Here is a 20,243-nt window from a genome sequence, read left to right as displayed (position 1 = left end):
GGAAGGTTAAATCAATGGAAAACATTCTAGAACCAACATGGTTTGAGCTATTACTATTTTTTGGAGGATTTATATTTTTCACACTATTAACCATTGTTTTAATAGCAACACTAATAATAGCATTAAAAACAATTCATTTATGTAACAAAACGATTCATCTGCATAACGAAGAAACAACACCAGCAAAACAACCCCAATAATTCTGCCAGACCACCCAAAAGAAAATAAGCAAAGCTTTCAAGTGGGGTAGGCTGAGAAAGTCAGATTCTGCTAGTTGAAAGACAGGTAAAATGGGCAGACTTTTTGGAACCGATGGAGTACGCGGTCTAGCCAATCAAGAGCTAACCCCTGAATTGGCTTTAGAACTAGGGCGAGCAGCAGCGAAACAAATCCGCAAAGACGCGCCTAAAGGTCGCAAGCTGCGAGCAATCGTTGCCCGCGATACCCGTATGTCCGGTGATTTTCTCGACCACGCAATTTCGGCAGGACTTGCTTCCGAGGGCGTAGACGTAAACCGTATCGGGGTAGTCACCACCCCCTGTGTCGCTTACCTGACCGCAAAAACCGATGTTGATTTGGGGGTAATGATTTCCGCCTCCCACAATCCCATGCCTGATAATGGCATCAAGTTCTTTGCCCGTGGTGGCTATAAACTCCCCGACGCAATCGAAGACCAAATCGAGCAGCTCCTAGGAGATGAAACCGACCGCCCTATAGGTGAAAGCGTAGGGGAAATAAACGCCGAACGTGAAAGTGCGGAAAAGCTCTATATTAAACACCTGGTGCGGGCGGCAGGAGACCTTTCTGGTTTGCGCATAGCGGTAGATTGCGCCAACGGAGCCGCCAGCCGACTCGGCCCGGAAGCACTCCAAGAAGCCGGGGTGGACACGGTAGTAATAAACGCCTCCCCCGATGGACGCAACATTAACGATAATTGCGGCTCTACCCACCCTCAACAGCTACAAAGCCAAGTAGTGGCAGCCGGATGTGATTTCGGGGTGGCTTTCGACGGAGACGCGGATCGCTGCCTGGCGGTAGATTCCACCGGTAACTTGATTGACGGCGACAAAATCATGGGAATGTTGGCAGCTTCTTTCAAAGAAAAGGGCGAGCTGACAGGAAACACCCTGGTAATCACGATTATGTCGAACCTGGGCTTAATCTTGGCGATGAAAGAAAAAGGGATTAACACTGTACAGACCGCTGTCGGTGACCGCTACGTCCTCGAAAAAATGCGCGAGCAAGGTTTTGTGCTGGGCGGGGAACAATCCGGACACGTTATTAACGCCAACCACGCCACTACCGGAGACGGGATTCTGACCGCGCTATGCATTGCCCGCGCAGTTAAAGACGCTGGTCAGCCTCTAGAGAAGATTTGCGAGTTCGTAAAACGCTTACCGCAAACCCTGATTAATGTACCGAACGTGGACAAGACACGCACCGATGATGCCGGGTTGCAGGCAGAAATTGCGAAAGCCGAGGAAGAGCTGGGCGATACCGGGCGGGTAGTGCTGCGCGCTTCCGGAACCGAACCGTTGGTGCGGGTAATGGTAGAAGCCGCTACCCAAGAACAAGCCGATGCGGTTTGTGAACACCTAGCAGGCGAAGTAAAGAACCGGCTATCGTTATAGGACAATGTCATGCCGCCACTGCCGGGTTCTACCCGGCAGTGGCGGCATAGGGATTAAAACAGCGCGAGAAAGCATTGCGGAGCCAGAAATATGACGGCTAAATCCATTTACGAAGAATTTGACCGAACCTCCTGGCGTGCCCTCGCCACCAAAACCCCAATGCCGCTGACCGAAGCGGATTTGCGGTCCCTGGCAGCGTTGGGTGATCCGATTGATTTAGAGGAGGCAGACGCCGTTTATCGCCCCCTGTCAGCGTTGCTGCGTTACCGGGTTTTACATTCTCGCGCCCTCGCTCAAGACCAACAAGATTTTTTTGGTCGCCCCCATAAACGCCGGATTCCCTTCATTATTGGGGTTGCCGGTTCAGTAGCGGTTGGTAAATCAACCACTGCCCGCATTTTACAGAACCTGCTTAGTCGCTGGCCGGAGACTTCTCGGGTAGCTCTGGTAACTACTGATGGATTCTTGTATCCGAACGCCGAGCTGGAACGAGCAGGATTAATGGCTCGTAAAGGCTTCCCTGAGTCCTATAACCGACGCGCCCTCCTGAATTTTGTTAGCCAGGTGAAAGCGGGAGCAGAAGAGGTAAAAGCCCCGGTTTATTCGCACGTCACCTATGACGTGGTTCCGGGGAAGTTTATTAAAGTTGCCAGCCCTGATGTGTTAATCCTGGAGGGCATAAATGTGTTGCAGCCAGCCTGGGTTTATCGAGGACATCAAGACCTGCCTAACTTGGAAAAACGCCTTGATCAAGAGGACGGGCGCAGCGGGTTAGATGACCACAAATCTTTGGCGGTCAGTGATTTCTTTGATTTTTCAATCTACGTAGATGCCAAAACCTGTGATATTGAGAAATGGTTTATTGAGCGGTTCGTCTCGCTCAAGGAATCTGCTTTCCAAGACCCAGAATCTTATTTCCAGGTTTATGCCGGTATTTCCGATTCGGTAGCCCGCCAAATTGCTCACGATATTTGGACATCGATAAATCTGCCCAACCTGGAGCAACAGATTCGTCCCACCCGAGGGCGGGCGACATTGATATTGCGTAAAGACGCTTCGCACCGCCTAGAAAACGTCTACCTCCGCAAAATCTAAACTATCAAGATGACTGCCGAACGTAGCTTTGAACATCTCGCTTGCCGTAGAAGACACGAACTACATTAACTGCGGACGTGTCATTGTTGATGGTGTAGAACGCAATAAAGTTATCTACCGGCATTTGTCGCATTTCGAGGCTATGCCAGGGCTCCCATGTCACCACTTTGTTGCGAGCCGGAAATTGCTCAAGGCTGCGTATGCTCTCACGAATCCGGTTCACTTGCCCAACAGCTATCCCCGGTTCTCGTAGCTGGCTAGCAATGTATTCAAAGATATTTTTCAAATCCTGCAGGGCTTCATCTGAATATTTGATGAGGTAGCTACCCATTATATGCCATACTCTCGGTTCATGATTTCATCGACCTCGTCTACAGAGTACGATTTGCCCGAAAGAATGGAATCGTAACCTTTCTGCAGTTCGGCATTTAGCTGTTCCCTAGTTAGTTCAGCCAGGGAAAGCGGCTCTTTAGCAGGAAGTTTAATCCCGAAGGGAATACTTCTGGTCAGTTTAATCTGACTGTAGAGCATTTGCACCACCGAGGAGGGCGTAACACCCAAGCGAGAAAGAATATCCTCTACGTCTGCTTTGAGCTGTGGATCTATACGTGCATAGACTGCTGCTGTATTTGCCATATATCTACCTTCCTATTCTCGAGTTCAGATTAACACCAGACGAAAGTTTTTGTATAGAGATTAGCAAACAATAGCAAGTGTTATTTATTGCTTATAGCAATCTCCGCCCCTATGGCCGCACCGCATTATTTCGATATAGTTTTGCCCGGTAAGGGCGATATAAACCGCCTTTACCGGGCAAAATATATAAGCGTGAAAGATTAACGCTTGGAGTATTGCGAAGCCTTACGTGCCTTCTTGAGACCGGGCTTCTTACGCTCAACGGCGCGTGAATCGCGGGTTAGGAATCCCGCCTTCTTTAGGGCAGGACGGTTAGCTTCCCGATCGATTTCGTTCAGGGCGCGGGCAATGCCCAGACGAACTGCTCCGGCTTGACCGGAGATTCCGCCGCCAGAGACCCGAGCGATAACGTCGAAACGTCCTTCTAGGTCAAGTAAAGTGAACGGTGCCCGTACTAGCTGCTGATGCAACTTGTTCGGGAAATAGTTCTCGATAGTTCTGCCGTTGATTTTCCATTCGCCGCTGCCCGGCACCAACCGGACACGCGCAATCGCGCTTTTACGGCGTCCCAGCCCAATGCCGGGAGCGGTCACGGACTGTCCGGAGCCGGTCTGCTCCGACTGGGTTTCCGTGGTGTAAGAGCTGGGGGCATTCTCCTCCAACAGCTCTTCATTTTCGGTGGTATCAGCCACAATTCTCCTCAGGGTTTTGGCTCAGGGCTACTGGGCGATTTTTTTAATTTCGTATGGTTCTGGCTGCTGTGCCGCGTGGTTGTGTTCTGAACCAGCGAATACATGCAGCTTCTTCATTTGGGCACGCCCCAACCGAGTGTGGGGAACCATGCCGCGCACAGCCTTTTCTACTGCTACCTCTGGCTTCTTGTCTAGCAAGTCACCATAGGACACAGATTTTAAGCCACCGGGGTAACCAGAGTGGCGGTAGGCGCGTTTCTGCTGGCGTTTGTTGCCAGTAAGTCCGACCTTGGCAGCGTTCACGATAATGACGTGATCGCCCATATCCTCGTTAGGGGTGTAGGTCGGCTTATGTTTGCCACGCAGCAGCTTGGCGGCAATTGCCGCCAGTCGTCCGAGGACGACGTCTTCAGCGTCGATGACATACCATTTCTTGTTTTGGGTGTCACCGGCTTTCGGATTATAAGTTCGCACGGGCTTAAGCCTTCGTTTCTTCTTTGGGGGTAGAAATCCTGCGGGCGCAGCAACAAAACGGCGTAAATACCAAGAGTGTTGCGGACGCTGCCGTAGTGTTTTCCACCCGACTGTTTACTGTCTTCCGTCTAGCGTCCCGTTTTTGCCAATGCTGCAGGTAGATAACCTGCGCCTGGATTGTTCCAGGACACACAACATTTAGTATTTTACGGAACCGTGTCTACCTGGTCAAAGTAATCTCCTGTTGAACTGCCCACATACGCTCGTGATGCCCACGCAATGCACCATCGCATAATTTGTATTTTTTGGACAACGAGTTTGGAATTCTCTGATAAGCACGAAAGTAATCAATCATACATATTGCGCTCTTTCCCCTAAGGAAGCTGTCGATTTATTGCCAAAACCTATCGGAATCAGCAGCAGGGAAATAGTCAGAGTTCAGGGCATGTACCCTTATTTGATCCAAAACACCATCTAGGGCGTAACGAATTCCCCCAAGAGCTACAGCCCGCCTCCCTAAAGTGGATACCACAATTGAGGGAGGGAATGGACAAAGTTTTCTGATGGTCTGCTCCATTTTTGGCAAAAATAGATTCGCATAGTCACAAAATTGTCCCCCAAGTACCACACACTCAGGGTCAATAACCGCAATCATACTGGCAGTTCCCAGCCCCAATATCTCACCGAATCTCGCTGCGCCGGCAATCGCCAGTTTATTTCCTTCTCGCGCCTGCCTAAACATACTTTCTCGATTGGGGGGTTGGTTAGGACTATAGATACTTTTTGCGAAACTTTCCGCTTCTAACTCCCTCCATCTCAGTTGCGGAATTTCTCCAATTAGACCTGCGGCTCCCCGACTCCCCGCTCGCACCCTTCCGTCAAGAACACTGGCCGCACCAGTGCGAATTCCCGCTAAGATGAAGACAACGTCGTTATGTTTGGAGGCTGCACCAACCCAGGATTCCCCTCTAGCCCCCAGGGCGCAGTCTCCAACAGTAGTCACTTTAACCCCAAGCTCCTCAGAAACCACCTGATCAAGTTGCAGTCCCTGCCAGCCCGGCATACCTTTACCCCCAAAATATGCAACCTTTCCCTGATACTGAACCCCGGGGCTTCCGGTCACACAGACCCAGGTTTTGCCACAATTGGTCTCTTCCAAAGTTTTTTTACTAACAGTTAAGGCAGCTTCTATACGCATTTTTGTAGGTGTATTCTCAGCTAAATCGTCAGTATTTTCAGCGAGAATATTCCCGCTTAAATCTGCTGTGAGCGCACTGACGTGATGAGCTCCGATATCTAAGGAAAGGACATGCCCAGCCTGAGAAGAGAGTTTGTAGTAGGCAGCCGGTCTGCCCATTGCGATTACCCCTTCGGGGGTGGGCACATTCTCAACCCAGCCAAGTTTAACCAGGTCAGCCACAATTGATTCAGCCGCCGGGCGAGTTACCCCAATTTGTTTTGCAACATTGGCAACAGTATCCGAGCAGCCTGTCAGGTAACGTAATGCAGCTTCCATATTGGTGCGCCGCTGAATTCTTCGCTGAGCATTCACACTGGTAAACCCCCATTTACTGAAAACGCTTGACTTACTAAAGAAACTAACGTAATAATTGCTGTGACGCAAGTCTTACTAGCTGAGGAGTCGAAGATGACTGCTATCGGATTTATAAATAGTGAGGACGCTGCTGAGACCAGCACGTCTGAAACTAAAATGACTAATACTCTAGACTTTTCAGGTAGGAAGCCTAGCAAGTTAAAGCTAGCAGAGAAGCGAGCCGGATACCTTTTCATAGCCCCTGCCGTAATCGGATTCCTAGTATTTTATCTGGTTCCCATGATACGAGGTCTAGCTATAAGTTTTACAGATTGGGATTTAATTTCTCCTGCGAAGTTCGTAGGGTTTGCAAACTATCAAAAGCTACTGACCGACCATCATTTCGTTCATGCACTTTTAGTGACCGTCATCTACGTTCTCGTCAATATCACCACCCAAACCATAGCTGGTTTAGGAATAGCCGTGCTAATGCAACGTATCAGCAAATCCAGCTTAGTACGTTCGCTCTTACTTATTCCCTGGCTAGTACCAAACGTCACTATTGCGGTAATCACCTTATTTTTACTAGATCCTAATGTTGGTCTCGTGAACCATTTATTAACTATGATTCATAGCGAACCCATCGCTTTTTATGGCAATCCTGATATTGCTATCTTTACGGTTGCACTCGTGAACTCCTGGCGAAACATGGGGTACACAGCACTACTAATTTTCGCGGGAATGCAAATAGTTCCAAAAATGATTTACGACGCCGCGCAAATAGATGGAGCTAGCACCACTAGAAGCTTCTTCTCTATAACCTTGCCACTGATACGCCCCATCCTAGTGATGGTGATAGTGGTTTCTATGATTGGGTCCTTCCAGATTTTTGACACTGTAGCCGTAGCAACCAAAGGGGGACCGCTGGATTCCACTCGGGTTATTTACTTTTATATCTACGAAAAAGCTTTTCAACAAGGTCAAATGGGATATGCAGCCGCAATGGCTGTCATCTTACTAATCATCATTTTAGTTATGACTATCGTCCAACTGCGTTTAACGAAAGCTAGCGAATCGGACTTGGGATAACTTGAGGAATAACAATGAAAAATAGTAATTTTTTACGCAAGCTAAGCACGGAAAAAATACTCGGATGGACTACCTTAATACTTATTTTGATAGTCACCCTACTCCCCTTCGTATGGGCAATCCGCACAGCGCTAACCCCTAACTCGCAAATTTTTAACGGCGATTATTCTTTAATCCCGACTGATGCCAGCTGGATAAATTTCAAGCGGGTACTCGGATTTGCAACCACCGAAGAAGACTTAGCGGCAGGAGGATCAGGGGCAAAGATTTATTTCTGGCTCTACCTGCGTAACTCTCTAATATTCACTTCGATATTGGTACTTGGACAAGTTGTAACTTCCACGATGTCCGCATACGCTTTCGCCCGTTTACATTTCCCCGGACGAGATAAAATTTTCGCAATCCTCCTCACAGGAATGATGATTCCCCCAATTTTCATCGTGCTACCGAACTTTGTATTAATAAAAAATCTGGGACTTCTAAACACTTTCACCGGCCTCTTAGCACCCTATGTTCTAGTTTCACCTTTCGCCATTTTCTTTTTGCGACAGTTCTTTCTATCGATTCCTCGAGAGGTAGAAGAAGCTGCTCTTTTGGATGGGGCGAACCGATGGACGATATTTAGCAAGGTAATTGTCCCTATCTGCAAATCACCCATCACTACAATTGCAATTATTCAGGCCGTTTTTGCATGGAACGAATACTTATGGCCACAACTGGTCGGTAAAGAACACGCCGTTCGACTACTAAATGTCGCTCTGGCTACCTTTCAACAAGCTTCCCCCTCTACTAAACCAGACTGGGCAGGTCTCATGGCAGCTGCAACCTTGCAGACAATCCCTATGTTGATCTTACTTTTAGTAGTTGGGAAGAAACTAGTTAATTCAATCGGTCTTACTTCGGCGAAGTAGAACCGTCCCTAAGGAGAATGAAATGAAAAAGACAATCGCATTGACCTGCGGTGTGGCTATATTTGCCACAGCCGGTCTAGCGGGGTGTGCCCCACAGGAAACAAAAGGAAGCGACACAGATAATAACAAGGTTACCTACAGTTTATGGGATCCTAATCAGAAACCAGCTTATGAGGCGTGTGCTGCCGAATTTAAAAAGAAAAGTGGGATTAGCGTAGATATTCAACAAACCGGGTGGGACGATTACTGGAAGAATTTGACAGTCCAATTGTCTTCAGACGAGGCTCCGGACGTCATTACCAATCACGTAGCTCAATACCCTGAACTAGCCGCTAAAGGGGTTTTGACCGATCTTAAACCATATATCCAAAAAGATAAGATTGACATGAGTCAATACACTGGCGATTTGGCGTCCCTATGGAATTACGAAGATAAAACTTTTGGGATTCCGCAAGACTGGGACACTATAGCTCTCGTCTATAACGTAAAGGACGTTAAAGACGCCGGAATTGATGAAGCTAGTTTGCAGAAATTAGATTGGAATCCCCAAGATGGCGGTAGTTTTGGTAAAGCTATAGCGCACTTGACTATAGATAAGAACGGAAAACGCGGGGACGAGGTCGGGTTCGACAAGAACAATGTTGAGACTTACGGCTGGGGACTGGAAACTAATTCTGGAGTAGTAGGTCAAGGCCCGTGGTCGTGGTTCGCCCTTTCTAATGGTTTCAACTACTTGGATAAAAATCCGTTTGGTCGCCATTACAACTTAGATTCTCCCAAACTGATTGAAGCCATGAAATGGTGGCAGCGACAGATTCAGGCCGGATATGTTACCCCAGTTGAAAAGGCAGGCGACCTTGGCCTAGAACCTATGATGGAACAAAATAAAGCAGCTATAGTACCTGACGGCTCTTGGAGAATTAATACTTGGTCTCAATCAAAGACTCAAAAGTTCAAGTTCGCTCCTCTTCCCAAAGGACCTATGGGACAAAAGACCATAATCAATGGTCTCGCGCCCTCTATAACCAAGAACGCCAAAGATAAGGACAAAGCGTGGCAGTGGGTCAAATTCCTAACATCTACGGAGTGCCAGAGCATCGTTGCGAAGAAAGCAATAGTTTTCCCCTCAATAACCAGTCAATCAGAGGCAGCAGCTAAAGCTCATGAAGCCAACGGAGTCGATGTCAGCGCTTTCTTGAATATCACCAAAGACCCCAAGAATCTGGTCTACTATCCGATCACTTTTAAGGCCGAAGAAATTAACTCTGAAGCTAACAAAGTTTTTGAAGGAATTGAACGCGGAAGCGAAGACCCCGCTAAAGCGCTTCCAGAGTTAAACAAGAAAATAAACGAGCTCCTGGCAGAAAAGTAATACATAACGCCCCCACCACGAGGAACGGGATCATGAAGATAAAATACCAGCACGGAAAGTTTATTTTTCCGGAACAGATTTCTAAATTAGCTGTAAATATCTCTTGCAGACAAGTTGATGATGAGAGTAATCAACAGCCTCCTACCGGCAGAGGTGCCTCAGTAACCTGCTCGGAAATTCAGGTATCCTATCCTGACCTTAAAAATGGTGAATTTTATCGACATGGCTGGAATTCTTGGTCCCCGACCTCGTGGTGGTCGGTTGATAAACCTCCTTACCGGGTTTGGAATAATCCCCCGCGTTCTCTAACAGCCGAGGATGCGTATTCTGATGACCCCGAAGTCCATCAGTCTTATCTATTAACTGCAATCAAGTTAGATTCGGGAAAAGATTTCATCATGCTTATCGGAGCCTTAGGAGGAGAATCTGGATATTTTGAAATTGGAGAACATCTATTAACCGCAAGAAAGTTACCAGATAAAACCGGTTATTCTGCGCATAATGCCCCAGCAAACTGCAATAAAGACAGTGACGTCTCCTGGTGGGTTGGGATTGGTAAAGAACTGAGTGTTTTCAGCGCTTATGCCACTGCCCTTAGAAAATCTATAGATAGCAAGGCTAAACGAGCAAACCGTTATCCAGGAGGTATTTGGTCATCATGGTATTCCTGGTTTGAAGAAATCAGCGAAGAAACTATTGAAACCGAAATTATTCCTGCCACACGCAGCGGATATCAGGTACTTGAAATAGATGATGGTTGGGAAAAAGGAATAGGAGATTGGCAACCGAACGCAAAATTTCCCTCCGGCTTAGAAACCTTGGCTAATAAGATAAGAAGTCACGACCTTACACCCGGAATCTGGGTTTCACCTTTTATTGCCTCAGGTAACAGTGCAATTGTCCACGAGCACCCCGAGTATTTCATTCATGATTTTTCCGGAAATTTGGAACCTGCTGGCTATAACTGGGGAGATTTCTATTATGGATTAGACTGCACCCACCCGGGAGCAAAATCTTGGCTCAAAGAAATCCTTACAACTATTTACGGGTGGGGATTCAGGTATTTCAAACTGGATTTTCTCAACGCCGCCGCAATAGTTGGCCGGCGTTATCAAACAGTTTCACGGGAATGCGCCTATCAAGAAGGACTGAAAACAATACGTGAAACACTTCCCAATGCGTATCTAATGGCCTCGGGAGCACTGATTGGGCCGTCTTTAGGTCTAGTCGATGGAATGAGGGTTGGACCTGATACCGCTCCTTATTGGGATAACACTGAACGTAAACGAGACCCCTCCGGTCCTGCTGTCCGCAATGCGGCTTTAAACTCGCTGTCTCGCTATTGGTTAAAGCCCCTTGTAGCGTTAGATCCGGATGTAGCTTTTACTCGCTCACGGGGTTCTCTACTAAGCCCGGAAGCGAATGAGCTTACACAGAATCTAGCGAGAGTATGCGGTATTTTTAGCTGTTCCGATCCGTACACTTGGCTAATTAATTCCGAAAAGAACCAGGTAAAAGAGCTTTGTACGGAATTTAAGATTCCGCCCTCAGTTAATCAGATTTCCCGATTCAGCTTTCGTAGTGGAACTAAAGAGGTTGATTTTACCCCGTGGCTATACCCGACTGGACGAGTATCAGATCGTATTTTAGCAAAGTAAATACGTCTAGCCTCTAGCTGGAATCTTCAGGGTAGTTCGTCAAGGTGCGCACTACTTTTGCTTTTGCGGCTTGGGAGGCGTATTCGTCCTCCGGAGGGTAGGTAACCTCCCACAGGGTTAATCCCCGCCCAGCGGCAAGCGGAACCCGCTGGTCACGCACACCGGCAGCCAGCAGCTCCCCTATCCAGTCAGGGGAATATTTCCCTCGCCCTATCTCCATTAGCGCCCCCATCATGAAACGAACTTGCGAATGACAAAACGCATCCGCACAAATCATGGCCTGCACGATTCCCGGTTGGGGTCGGGAAACAGTAAACGAATGGAGGGTACGTATGGTAGTCGCGCCCTCCCGCGGCTTCGCGAAAGGCAGAAAATCATGCTCGCCACATAACGCCTGTGCTGCCACCTGCATTTTTTCGGCATTTAACGGAGAGGAGGTGCGGGTAGTATCTAAGCGGCAAGGATTTACCGCGCGGGCATCATCACAAATCAGATAGCGATAGGTGCGAGAAAGAGCCGAAAAACGGGCATCAAACTCATCCGACACGACCCTAACTTGCTTAATGGCTAGCGCCCCATCAAGACCGCGTCCCGCCAGCCCCTCTAGCCGGGCACGCAGCCGCTGCCCACGAGCCTCATCGTCCCCCGCACGTCCTTTGGATAAAGAGAGCCAAAACTGGCGCGGCACCTCTACATGCGAAACCTGACCTCGGGCATGAACCCCGGCATCGGTACGTCCCGCCACCGTCAGCTGCACCACCTGGCGAGTAATTAAAGTCAAGGCATCCTCTAGGCAGCCCTGCACTGTCAGCAAACCTGGTTGGCGTGCCCAACCGTGGAAAGGCGCACCCCGATAGGCTAAGTCAATACGTAAACGAACCATTTGAGACATTAAGTCATTAACTCCCATGCGCGAACCCCGCCGCGAACACCGGCATCATTAGGCACTATTACCACTTCGTCACCCAAAGTTTTCCTGACCGATTCGGTGATGTGCGCAGAGTTACCTCCTCCCAAATAGAGACGATCCCACATGATGGCTTCGCGCAGTACCCCTACCACGCGGCGAACTCGCCGTGACCAGTGCGCATCTCCCATACGAATCCGTTCCGGCTCGCCCACATAGTCATCAAATAGCAGCCCCCAACGAGCAACCATATGAGAAAGCTCCATATGAGGAGCCAGGCGACCACCATCCCAAATCGAGTTACCTAGACCAGTGCCTAAAGTAATTATCATTTCCATACAAGTACCAGAAATAACCCCAGCACCAGCAACTTCCGCATCATTTAACACTAAAGACGGCAGACCGGTTTGTTCTTCTAAAGCTGAAGCTAAATCAAAGTTTTGCCAGGCTGTAACCATTTGCGGAATCACCCGGGTGCGCGGCCCGGAGCGGCAAACATAGTGAGGAGTAGAAATCACCACTCCATGCCGAATCATACCGGGCATTCCCACAGTCACGCGGTCCGGAGCAGCCTTTAGGTCGGTTTGAAACTTTTGGATAATCTCAATCAAAAGCTCTGGCGGGAGCGGATAAGGGGTTGGAACCCGCAAAGAGGGAGCGACCATTGTACCTCGATAGTCAAGGACTGAGGCTTTGATGCCTCCACCCCCGCAATCAACCGACAAGGTAAAGGGTCTTCTCATCTGTATTCCCATAATCAAAGCCTATCGGTAGTTTTGGGTATTAGCCCTAATTTTCCGGCCAGCCATAACCTAAAATCCGTATCCTTATCGTTCCGGGCCTATTGCGCTTTGTAAACCCAGAACCCATATAAAACGGGTCGATAAAAATAAGCGGGCAGTTAGCGGTTTTATTCCCGCTAACTGCCCGCAACAAGTACCTATCACCTAGCAGACAATTCTGCCTGTTCTGTGGTGTGCACTATTTATCTTCAGACTCTTCAGTTTCCTCAGAGCTATCGCCCTTATCGGCTTCATTAGCTTCTGCAGATTCTTCAGCTGAAGTAGCTTCGGCAGCAGACTCAACCTCTGCTTCCTCAACTTTTTCTTCGTCCTTATTCACTTTGTCGGCATCTTCTTTAACCGACTGAACTTTCGCTTTGGCTTCTACCTTTTCAGTTACCAAGGAAATCTCTGCCATAGGAGCGTTATCTCCCCGGCGAGCAGGTAGCTTCACAATCCGGGTGTATCCACCCTGACGGTTGGGATCCAAATCGGGAACTACCTCATCAAATAGGGTGTAAACTGCGTCAAAACCCCGGGTATATTTATCCACCTGAGTACCCAGTTTACGAGCAACCATGCGGCGATTGTGAATATCGCCCTTCTTTGCCTTGGTAATCAGTTTCTCAATATAGGGTTGCAGGCGGCGGGCTTTAGCCTGGGTGGTGCGAATCGAACGGTGCTCAATCAGAGATTTAGCCAGATTCGCCAGAATTTTACGCTCATGCGCAGGACCGGCTCCTAAACGCGGACCTTTAGATGGCTTAGGCATTTTTATTCCTTTACTTTCCTAAAAAACTTTATTGTTTCAGCGCCGAGAAAACCCGACTTAGTCATCAGAGAACTGCAGAGAACTGGGGGTGGCAAGGTCATCAAGACTAACCGAAGTTGGTAGCGGAGAGTCTTTAAGAGCCATACCCATTTCGGCAAGTTTCTCTTTGATTTCCTCAATTGACTTCGCACCGAAGTTGCGGATATCCAAAAGATCAGCTTCTGAACGGGCGACAAGTTCGCCAACAGTGTTGATTCCTTCCCGCGTCAAAGCGTTATAGGAACGAGACTGTAAGCCCAGGTCATCAATAGACAGCGCTAAATCTTGAGCCAGAACCTGATCAGTTTGCGGAGCGCCAAGTTCAATACCTTCAGCTTCGATATTCAGTTCCTGACACAAACCGAACAGTTCTACCAGGGTCTTACCTGCCGAAGCCAAAGCATCACGCGGAGCAAGCCCCGGTTTAGTTTCCACATCAACAATCAAGCGATCAAAGTCGGTGCGCTGCTCTACACGAGTAGCCTCTACCTTGTAGCGAACTTTAACCACCGGGGAGTAGATGGAATCAATCGGAATCCGAGAAATCTCGTGCCCCTCAGACTTGTTCTGATCAGCAGAAACATAGCCGCGACCGCGTTCAACTGTCAGCTCAATTTCTAACTTTCCGGACTCGTTCAAAGTCGCCAAATACAAATCCGGGTTGTGAATCTCCACTCCGGCCGGAGGGGTGATATCGCCAGCGGTAACCTTTCCGGCACCAGCCTTACGTAGATACATCACCACCGGTTCGTCATTTTCTGAAGAAAGCACAATCTGCTTGATGTTCAGAATAATCTCGGAAACGTCCTCCATTACTCCCGGGATGGTGCGGAACTCATGCGGCACCCCCTCAATACGAATAGAGGTGACCGCAGCTCCCGGAATAGAGGAAAGCAGGGTACGCCGCAAACTGTTTCCCAGAGTATGCCCGAAACCGGGCTCTAGGGGTTCAAGGGTGAAGCGGGAGCGCTGATCGCTTACAACTTCTTCCGATAGCACGGGTCGCTGTGAAATAAGCAACGTGTTGTCCTTTCTCTCGCCCAGCCCGCCATATGACTGGAACGAACGTTCTGACCTAAAGTCAGCCTTTTAGACAAAACTGCGAAATCTCCCAAATGACGGCTTGGAGACCCACAGAAGTGTTTTACTATCTTCTATTTTCTATTTCAGTTAGGGCGCGTTATACGCGGCGACGCTTCGGAGGACGGCAGCCATTGTGAGCGTGCGGAGTAACGTCCTGAATAGACCCAACCTCAAGCCCGGTAGCCTGCAAAGACCGAATCGCGGTTTCGCGACCAGATCCCGGTCCTTTAACGAATACGTCAACTTTCTTCATGCCATGCTCTTGTGCCCGCCGAGCAGCCGCCTCAGCAGCCATCTGTGCTGCAAAGGGCGTAGACTTGCGGGAACCTTTAAAGCCCATCTGTCCAGCAGATGACCAAGAAATAACTGCTCCCGAAGGATCAGTAATCGAAACGATAGTGTTATTGAATGTAGACTTAATGAACGCTTTTCCCTGAACAACGTTCTTACGCGCAGCCCGACGCGGCTTACGGCTCTTTATAGAACTAGCAGCCATATCTTCCTTCTTTTCCTCAGATCCAGCAGGTGATACCTGCGCTTACCTTATGCAGCCTTCTTCTTGCCAGCAACAGTGCGCTTGGGCCCTTTGCGGGTACGCGCATTGGTTTTGGTTCGCTGACCACGCACCGGCAAATGGAAGCGGTGACGCAATCCCTGATAGGAACCAATCTCAATTTTGCGGCGAATATCGGCCTGGACCTCACGACGAAGGTCGCCTTCAACCTTGTAATTCGATTCTATGAAGTCGCGTACTTTAATCAAATCTTCTTCAGAAATGTCTTTTACGCGCACATCCGGGCTAACCCCGGTCTCTTCCAGCGTTTTTTGAGCGCGAGTACGCCCAACGCCGTAAATATAAGTTAGTGCTACTTCCAAACGCTTCTCGCGGGGAAGATCAACACCGGCAATACGTGCTGCCATTACTTTTCTCTCCACATTGTTCCCGGAGGCCGTCGCGCTACCTTCCGTTCCCGGCCCAGGCCTCCGGACCTGGGGTCACCATCTATTTCAGAGGTGCCGGTAGCGCGCTGTCATCTCAGCTAGCCTTGACGCTGCTTATGCCGAGGGTTCTCACAAATCACCATGACAACGCCGTGGCGACGAATCACCTTGCATTTCTCACAGATCTTCTTAACGCTAGGTTTAACCTTCATAATTTTCCTCTACGCAGTGGGAATATCCACCGCCAATACTGTTTTACTTGTATCGGTAGACGATTCGACCGCGCGACAAATCGTAGGGACTAAGCTCTACTACCACGCGATCTTCCGGTAAGATTCGGATATAATGCTGACGCATTTTGCCCGAAATGTGCGCAAGCACTTTGTGACCATTCTCGAGCTCTACCCGAAAATAAGCATTCGGAAGTGCCTCTACAACGGTGCCTTCGACCTCTACAACGCCTTCTTTTTTAGCCATTTATCCTTCACTAACCTTGTCCACACAGGATGACCAGTGGGTATAATATACCCCCTAGCCACAAACCCAATAAACAACTTTACGTTAGTAACAGGACAAAGCTAAAGCTGACAGAGGGTTAAATCCGTCACGCAAAGGGCGCTTAGCGCCTGTCTATTTGCAATGTTCACAAAAAGACAACCCTAACCCTAAATCCGTACAGGTTTAACCCCAAAAGGCGCCAATGCGTCCTCGCCACAATCCGGTTGGTTAAGGACACAGATTCCCTCCTCAAGTACCGCAACCTGCGCCTCCCAGTGGCACGCCAATGAGTGATCAACAGTTTTAACCGTCCAACCATCGGCAAGAGTAGTGACCTGATTAGAGCCACAAGTAAAAATCGGCTCCACACACAACACCATTCCGGGTTTTATGGCCGCTGAACGTCCCGCAGCCCGAAAGTTAAACACATCGGGCGGCTGATGCATGGCAGTACCGATTCCATGCCCAGTGAACTCTTCAACTATTCCCACAGTCCAGCCGGAAGTTTCCGCAAAGGCATCAACCTCGTCCTCTATCGCAGCCCCAATATCGTTCACCCGGGCACGAGGACGAGCCATAGCTGCTACCCCTGCCCAGGTACTCCTCCGGGTGATTTCCAATAGCTGCTCTTTTTTAGAGGAGGTGGGGTAGCTGTGTGCCGAGATTGAGGGTGTTGGCTGCGGGGCTGGTTCTTCCCCGATAATCACCGAAAAGGCAGAATCCCCGTGCCACTGTTTACCATCTTTTTCCAGGTAGCATCCGCAATCAAAACTGACCAAATCGCCAACTTCAAAGGGAGTGCTATCCGGAATACCATGCACTACCGTGTCATTTACCGAGATACAGATAGTTGCGGGGTAATCGTAGTAGCCAAGAAAATTGGATTTGGCATTATTATCTGCGATTATCTGCGCGGAAATCTCGTCTATTTCACGGGGAGTAACTCCGGCTTTTGCTGTCTGCCACACGGCCTCATGAATCTGATTAACGACCAACGCTGCCTGGCGCATATACCCCAGCTGGGTGCGATTTTTTATCTCAATCCCCCGCCGAAAAAGCATAGGTGCTTCTTTCTGTCCTTAACACATCTCTAGCTAAGCTTGGATTTGATGCAATCCCAAACCTGGTCGATACTGCCGTTTCCGTCAATATTTATCAGCAACTTTGCCTCGCGGTAGTAACGCACTAGCGGCTCGGTTTGTTCATGATAAACCTGCAGGCGGCGGCGAATCACCGGTTCGGTATCGTCAGAGCGGTGTTCAATCTCGGCGCGCTTGAGTAACCTGCCGACAACGTCCTCTAAATCTACATCCAGGTTGATAACCGCATCTAGCTGCGTATCTAAATCCTTAAGAACGCTGTCCATAAAATGAGCCTGTTCCAGATTTCGCGGATACCCATCAGCTAGGAAGCCTCGGCTAAAACGCTCAGATTTCAGCTCAGATTCCACCAGAGAGCTGATTATTGAATCCGGGACTAGCTCCCCCCGGTTGATTAGCTCTTTTGCTTTAATACCTAGCTCTGTACCTTCCTGCATCTGGGCACGCAGCATCGCCCCCGTGGAGAAAGTGGGAATATCTAGCAGTTCGCAAATCCTACGCGCTTGAGTACCTTTACCAGCACCCGGAGCACCCAGAATAACTAGACGCTTAATCATTTGAGGAATCCTTCATAGTGATGCTGCTGCAACTGAGCATCAATCTGCTGTACCGTCTGTAGACCTACGCCCACCATAATCAACAGCGTGGTTCCCCCGAAAGGCAACTGGGTGACTTTAAGCGGAATCAACGCCACAATCGGAACCATAGCGACTATCACCAGGTAAAGAGCACCGGCACTGGTAATCCGACTAATCACGTAGTGCAAATAGTCGGCAGTGGGAGCCCCAGCCCGAATACCGGGGATAAAGCCACCGTACTTCTTCATATTGTCGGCGATTTCCTCGGGGTTGAAGGTGATTTGAGTGTAGAAAAATGCGAATCCCAATACCAACAGCGCGTAGCAAATCAGATACAGCAGGGAGTCGTGCTGGAAATTGTCGTTTATCCATCTAACCCAACCGGCATCGGGTTTACCGAAGCGGGAAATCATTTGCGGCATAGCGAGCAGCGAAGCAGCGAAAATTACCGGGATAACCCCCGACATATTGATTTTCATGGGGATATAGGTGGTAGAACCGCCGACCATCCGCCGACCCACCATTCGTTTAGCGTACTGCACGGGGATGCGGCGTTGAGCCTGTTCCACGAACACGATTGCCAGGGTAATCAGGGCAACCAGGGCAAGAATAACTAGGACTTTCCAAACTCCGCCGGAAGCCCCAATGGATTGCAGGTGGGCGGGCATATTTGCCACAATGCCGGTGAAAATCAGCAAGGACATACCGTTACCGATACCATTTTCAGTGATTAGCTCTGCCAGCCACATGATCAGACCGGTACCAGCAGTCATGGTTACCATCATTATCAGATAGTTAATCGCTGATTCGTCAGGAATGATGGGTTTAGAGGGAGAGCATCCCTGTAGCAACTGCCCGGAACGAGCCATGTAGATGATGGTTACCGATTGCAGCACCCCCAATCCGATGGTCAGGTAGCGGGTGTACTGGGTCATTTTAGCTTTTCCGGCTTGACCCTCGCGGTGAAGATCCTCGAAGCGGGGAATAACCACTCGCATCAGCTGGATAATAATTGAGGCCGTAATATAGGGCATAATCCCCATGGCGAATACGGACAGAGACAGTAGCGCTCCCCCAGAGAACAGGTTCACCAAGTCGAGTAGACCATTCTGTTCATTATTTTTCAGGCAGGCCTGTAGGTTCGGATAGTTCACTCCCGGTGAGGGAATATGGGAACCAACCCGATACAGCGCCATAATCGCCAAGGTGAACAGGAGCTTTTTCCTAAGATCGGGCGTTTTGAACGCCTGTACGAATACGCTAAGCAAACTGCCTCCAGCACTATGTCTTTTAAGGGCATATAAAAGAAGATTCTTTAACCCTTAGTAGCCTACACAATTTTGCCCTCTAATAGCACATGCAAAGCTTAATGCCTGGAATAAGATTCGAGGGTCGTAAGTTTTTGAGGGAATACTGTCTTAGATTTTTAAGGGCAGGTGCAAGGTTAAGTACCAGCGTAGGTGATTGGTATAAAAACTGACGCTAGAGCCTAAAACCCAAGCTAGAGACAACGACCAGAGCCAGCGTTGAAGCTAATATGTACGTGATCAAAGTGATTAGCAGTGACAGAGCCCCGGTTTTCCATCCCCTGCCAGCTGCGTCCAGGCATCCAGATTTTTTGCTTCCAGATTACATATTTCACATTCAAATCTTGGCTGTTACTAATTGCCCAGTTGGCAATGGTGTCTCCCAAAGCGCTTGAAACGGGAACCATCACGTCAAGAGCGAGACCTTTACCGTGATCGCGAGAATCTCCGGGGCGAAAACCACCGATATTGGTAACCCCAAAACGCTGGGAAATCATAGTGCGTACTTGGCGCGGCCAGGCCTGTACCCGGGGATCACCGCTAGGGGGAACACAGTTGGGGGTCTGAGCTTGGGGCAAGGCAGTATCCGAACTGTCGCTAAGAAGGGTGGTGGAAACTCCCGCGGAACTAGCGTTTACCTTACTGGAAGGAAGCTTGACATCTTCATCAACAGAAACAGCCTGGTTGTAAAGATTTTCCTGCAACATATTGCTGGCTAGTTGCGAAACGTTCACACTGGTACTGTTAGCGCCAGCCGAAGGATGAACAGAATCGGCAGCTACTAATCCCAAAGCTGCCATAACCACGATTGGTGCCATCAACCAGGTTTTACGCACTATATCTCCTGAGGGTCATGTCGCCGTTTGTTTGCGCCGCCGACATATAACGATTTAGTAACAAATATGTTTCGAGTATAAATGCCGACAACTACCAGGTGTCAATCCTTGATAAAAGCGAGTCATAAATCACTGCCCTATTCCCAATGCCCGGCACTTACTGGTCAAAAGATAAAATATAGGGCTAATACCCGAATTGTGCGCTTCCGAAATAGGCAAAGCAGAAAAAATTAGAAATGGGTTTACAAACCCCAAATTGAGCATCACGCTAGAAAAATGGGCATTAGCCCAGAAAAATAGTTTCGGG

24 protein-coding genes are annotated in these 20,243 nt (G+C 48.9%); 7 read left to right on the top strand and 17 right to left on the bottom strand.

Going from position 1 to position 20,243, the window contains the following annotated elements:
• Window positions 1-14 precede the first annotated feature (14 nt).
• The 3 genes from PG728_RS06900 to coaA all read left to right on the top strand — a co-directional run bounded on the left by PG728_RS06900 (window position 15) and on the right by coaA (window position 2,726).
• Entirely contained in the window at window positions 15-200 is a 186-nt protein-coding gene (locus PG728_RS06900) for a hypothetical protein (protein WP_270626602.1), read from the top strand.
• Window positions 201-290: 90 nt separating this feature from the next.
• Window positions 291-1,631 carry a phosphoglucosamine mutase gene (glmM, locus tag PG728_RS06895; RefSeq protein WP_270626600.1) on the top strand — a complete coding sequence of 447 codons (1,341 nt, stop codon included), beginning with the start codon at window positions 291-293 and terminating at the stop codon, window positions 1,629-1,631.
• A gap of 90 nt (window positions 1,632-1,721) precedes the next feature.
• A complete protein-coding gene (gene coaA, locus PG728_RS06890; protein WP_072510279.1) occupies window positions 1,722-2,726 on the top strand; it encodes a type I pantothenate kinase in 1,005 nt (334 codons plus the stop codon).
• 4 nt (window positions 2,727-2,730) lie between these two features.
• Here coaA and PG728_RS06885 read toward each other — a convergent pair whose 3' ends face one another.
• The 5 genes from PG728_RS06885 to PG728_RS06865 form a co-directional block, all read right to left on the bottom strand.
• Complete coding sequence (locus PG728_RS06885; RefSeq protein WP_270626598.1) at window positions 2,731-3,057, bottom strand: type II toxin-antitoxin system RelE/ParE family toxin; 327 nt, start codon at window positions 3,055-3,057, stop codon at window positions 2,731-2,733.
• The gene (locus tag PG728_RS06880; protein WP_270626596.1) at window positions 3,057-3,362 is read right to left on the bottom strand and encodes a type II toxin-antitoxin system RelB/DinJ family antitoxin; all 306 of its coding nucleotides are present in this window, start codon (window positions 3,360-3,362) and stop codon (window positions 3,057-3,059) included. Before PG728_RS06880 ends, PG728_RS06885 begins: the two co-directional genes overlap by 1 nt.
• Window positions 3,363-3,562: 200 nt before the next feature.
• Entirely contained in the window at window positions 3,563-4,054 is a 492-nt protein-coding gene (gene rpsI, locus PG728_RS06875; RefSeq protein WP_072510282.1) for a 30S ribosomal protein S9, read from the bottom strand.
• Between the two features lie 27 nt (window positions 4,055-4,081).
• The gene (gene rplM / locus PG728_RS06870) at window positions 4,082-4,528 is read right to left on the bottom strand and encodes a 50S ribosomal protein L13 (protein WP_270626594.1); all 447 of its coding nucleotides are present in this window, start codon (window positions 4,526-4,528) and stop codon (window positions 4,082-4,084) included.
• Window positions 4,529-4,919: 391 nt separating this feature from the next.
• Window positions 4,920-6,080: an ROK family protein gene (locus PG728_RS06865; RefSeq protein ID WP_270626592.1), complete on the bottom strand. Its 1,161-nt coding sequence runs from the start codon at window positions 6,078-6,080 to the stop codon at window positions 4,920-4,922.
• 96 nt (window positions 6,081-6,176) lie between these two features.
• Here PG728_RS06865 and PG728_RS06860 point away from each other — a divergent pair, with 96 nt between their 5' ends.
• The 4 genes from PG728_RS06860 to PG728_RS06845 are packed head-to-tail and all read left to right on the top strand — an operon-like array spanning window position 6,177 to window position 11,092.
• Window positions 6,177-7,151 (top strand): carbohydrate ABC transporter permease, encoded by a 975-nt coding sequence (locus PG728_RS06860; RefSeq protein WP_270626590.1) that lies wholly within the window; start codon window positions 6,177-6,179, stop codon window positions 7,149-7,151.
• A 14-nt stretch (window positions 7,152-7,165) separates the two neighbouring features.
• Window positions 7,166-8,062: a carbohydrate ABC transporter permease gene (locus PG728_RS06855; RefSeq protein WP_270626588.1), complete on the top strand. Its 897-nt coding sequence runs from the start codon at window positions 7,166-7,168 to the stop codon at window positions 8,060-8,062.
• 22 nt (window positions 8,063-8,084) lie between these two features.
• Window positions 8,085-9,434, top strand: coding sequence for an ABC transporter substrate-binding protein (locus tag PG728_RS06850; protein ID WP_270626586.1), 1,350 nt, complete (start codon window positions 8,085-8,087; stop codon window positions 9,432-9,434).
• Between the two features lie 32 nt (window positions 9,435-9,466).
• Window positions 9,467-11,092 (top strand): glycoside hydrolase family 36 protein, encoded by a 1,626-nt coding sequence (locus tag PG728_RS06845; protein ID WP_072510287.1) that lies wholly within the window; start codon window positions 9,467-9,469, stop codon window positions 11,090-11,092.
• 13 nt (window positions 11,093-11,105) lie between these two features.
• Here PG728_RS06845 and truA read toward each other — a convergent pair whose 3' ends face one another.
• From truA to PG728_RS06785, 12 genes are all read right to left on the bottom strand, one after another.
• Entirely contained in the window at window positions 11,106-11,984 is an 879-nt protein-coding gene (gene truA / locus PG728_RS06840) for a tRNA pseudouridine(38-40) synthase TruA (protein WP_270626585.1), read from the bottom strand.
• A complete protein-coding gene (locus PG728_RS06835) occupies window positions 11,984-12,742 on the bottom strand; it encodes an ROK family protein (RefSeq protein ID WP_270626583.1) in 759 nt (252 codons plus the stop codon). The genes truA and PG728_RS06835 overlap by 1 nt, the downstream gene beginning before the upstream one ends.
• A 238-nt stretch (window positions 12,743-12,980) precedes the next feature.
• A complete protein-coding gene (gene rplQ / locus PG728_RS06830) occupies window positions 12,981-13,553 on the bottom strand; it encodes a 50S ribosomal protein L17 (protein ID WP_270626582.1) in 573 nt (190 codons plus the stop codon).
• A 57-nt stretch (window positions 13,554-13,610) separates the two neighbouring features.
• Entirely contained in the window at window positions 13,611-14,612 is a 1,002-nt protein-coding gene (locus tag PG728_RS06825; RefSeq protein ID WP_270626580.1) for a DNA-directed RNA polymerase subunit alpha, read from the bottom strand.
• A gap of 160 nt (window positions 14,613-14,772) precedes the next feature.
• A complete protein-coding gene (rpsK, locus tag PG728_RS06820) occupies window positions 14,773-15,171 on the bottom strand; it encodes a 30S ribosomal protein S11 (RefSeq protein WP_024059742.1) in 399 nt (132 codons plus the stop codon).
• 47 nt (window positions 15,172-15,218) lie between these two features.
• Window positions 15,219-15,596 (bottom strand): 30S ribosomal protein S13, encoded by a 378-nt coding sequence (gene rpsM, locus PG728_RS06815; RefSeq protein WP_072510292.1) that lies wholly within the window; start codon window positions 15,594-15,596, stop codon window positions 15,219-15,221.
• Between the two features lie 119 nt (window positions 15,597-15,715).
• Window positions 15,716-15,829: a 50S ribosomal protein L36 gene (gene rpmJ / locus PG728_RS06810; RefSeq protein ID WP_072510293.1), complete on the bottom strand. Its 114-nt coding sequence runs from the start codon at window positions 15,827-15,829 to the stop codon at window positions 15,716-15,718.
• Window positions 15,830-15,872: 43 nt separating this feature from the next.
• A complete protein-coding gene (gene infA, locus PG728_RS06805) occupies window positions 15,873-16,094 on the bottom strand; it encodes a translation initiation factor IF-1 (RefSeq protein ID WP_072510294.1) in 222 nt (73 codons plus the stop codon).
• 188 nt (window positions 16,095-16,282) lie between these two features.
• Entirely contained in the window at window positions 16,283-17,176 is an 894-nt protein-coding gene (gene map / locus PG728_RS06800; RefSeq protein WP_270626576.1) for a type I methionyl aminopeptidase, read from the bottom strand.
• A gap of 29 nt (window positions 17,177-17,205) precedes the next feature.
• The gene (locus tag PG728_RS06795; protein ID WP_270626632.1) at window positions 17,206-17,769 is read right to left on the bottom strand and encodes an adenylate kinase; all 564 of its coding nucleotides are present in this window, start codon (window positions 17,767-17,769) and stop codon (window positions 17,206-17,208) included.
• Window positions 17,769-19,061: a preprotein translocase subunit SecY gene (secY, locus tag PG728_RS06790; protein ID WP_072510297.1), complete on the bottom strand. Its 1,293-nt coding sequence runs from the start codon at window positions 19,059-19,061 to the stop codon at window positions 17,769-17,771. Before secY ends, PG728_RS06795 begins: the two co-directional genes overlap by 1 nt.
• A 233-nt stretch (window positions 19,062-19,294) precedes the next feature.
• Window positions 19,295-19,936: a hypothetical protein gene (locus PG728_RS06785; RefSeq protein WP_270626574.1), complete on the bottom strand. Its 642-nt coding sequence runs from the start codon at window positions 19,934-19,936 to the stop codon at window positions 19,295-19,297.
• Window positions 19,937-20,243: the final 307 nt, after the last annotated feature.

The organism is Varibaculum timonense (assembly GCF_027694345.1).
Classification (GTDB): Bacteria; Actinomycetota; Actinomycetes; order Actinomycetales; family Actinomycetaceae; genus Varibaculum; species Varibaculum timonense_A.
Note: the sequence above shows the minus strand (reverse complement) of the source record. Positions and strands in the feature narration are given on the sequence as shown.

Excerpts from the sequence above, each read along its gene's own strand:
- PG728_RS06900 (WP_270626602.1), top strand. The coding sequence starts at position 15 with ATGGAAAACATTCTAGAACCAACATGGTTTGAGCTATTACTATTTTTT.
- glmM (WP_270626600.1), top strand. The coding sequence starts at position 291 with ATGGGCAGACTTTTTGGAACCGATGGAGTACGCGGTCTAGCCAATCAA.
- coaA (WP_072510279.1), top strand. The coding sequence starts at position 1,722 with ATGACGGCTAAATCCATTTACGAAGAATTTGACCGAACCTCCTGGCGT.
- PG728_RS06885 (WP_270626598.1), bottom strand. The coding sequence starts at position 3,057 with ATGGGTAGCTACCTCATCAAATATTCAGATGAAGCCCTGCAGGATTTG.
- PG728_RS06880 (WP_270626596.1), bottom strand. The coding sequence starts at position 3,362 with ATGGCAAATACAGCAGCAGTCTATGCACGTATAGATCCACAGCTCAAA.
- PG728_RS06860 (WP_270626590.1), top strand. The coding sequence starts at position 6,177 with ATGACTGCTATCGGATTTATAAATAGTGAGGACGCTGCTGAGACCAGC.
- PG728_RS06855 (WP_270626588.1), top strand. The coding sequence starts at position 7,166 with ATGAAAAATAGTAATTTTTTACGCAAGCTAAGCACGGAAAAAATACTC.
- PG728_RS06850 (WP_270626586.1), top strand. The coding sequence starts at position 8,085 with ATGAAAAAGACAATCGCATTGACCTGCGGTGTGGCTATATTTGCCACA.
- PG728_RS06845 (WP_072510287.1), top strand. The coding sequence starts at position 9,467 with ATGAAGATAAAATACCAGCACGGAAAGTTTATTTTTCCGGAACAGATT.
- truA (WP_270626585.1), bottom strand. The coding sequence starts at position 11,984 with ATGTCTCAAATGGTTCGTTTACGTATTGACTTAGCCTATCGGGGTGCG.
- PG728_RS06835 (WP_270626583.1), bottom strand. The coding sequence starts at position 12,742 with ATGAGAAGACCCTTTACCTTGTCGGTTGATTGCGGGGGTGGAGGCATC.
- rplQ (WP_270626582.1), bottom strand. The coding sequence starts at position 13,553 with ATGCCTAAGCCATCTAAAGGTCCGCGTTTAGGAGCCGGTCCTGCGCAT.
- rpsK (WP_024059742.1), bottom strand. The coding sequence starts at position 15,171 with ATGGCTGCTAGTTCTATAAAGAGCCGTAAGCCGCGTCGGGCTGCGCGT.
- rpsM (WP_072510292.1), bottom strand. The coding sequence starts at position 15,596 with ATGGCAGCACGTATTGCCGGTGTTGATCTTCCCCGCGAGAAGCGTTTG.
- rpmJ (WP_072510293.1), bottom strand. The coding sequence starts at position 15,829 with ATGAAGGTTAAACCTAGCGTTAAGAAGATCTGTGAGAAATGCAAGGTG.
- infA (WP_072510294.1), bottom strand. The coding sequence starts at position 16,094 with ATGGCTAAAAAAGAAGGCGTTGTAGAGGTCGAAGGCACCGTTGTAGAG.
- map (WP_270626576.1), bottom strand. The coding sequence starts at position 17,176 with ATGCTTTTTCGGCGGGGGATTGAGATAAAAAATCGCACCCAGCTGGGG.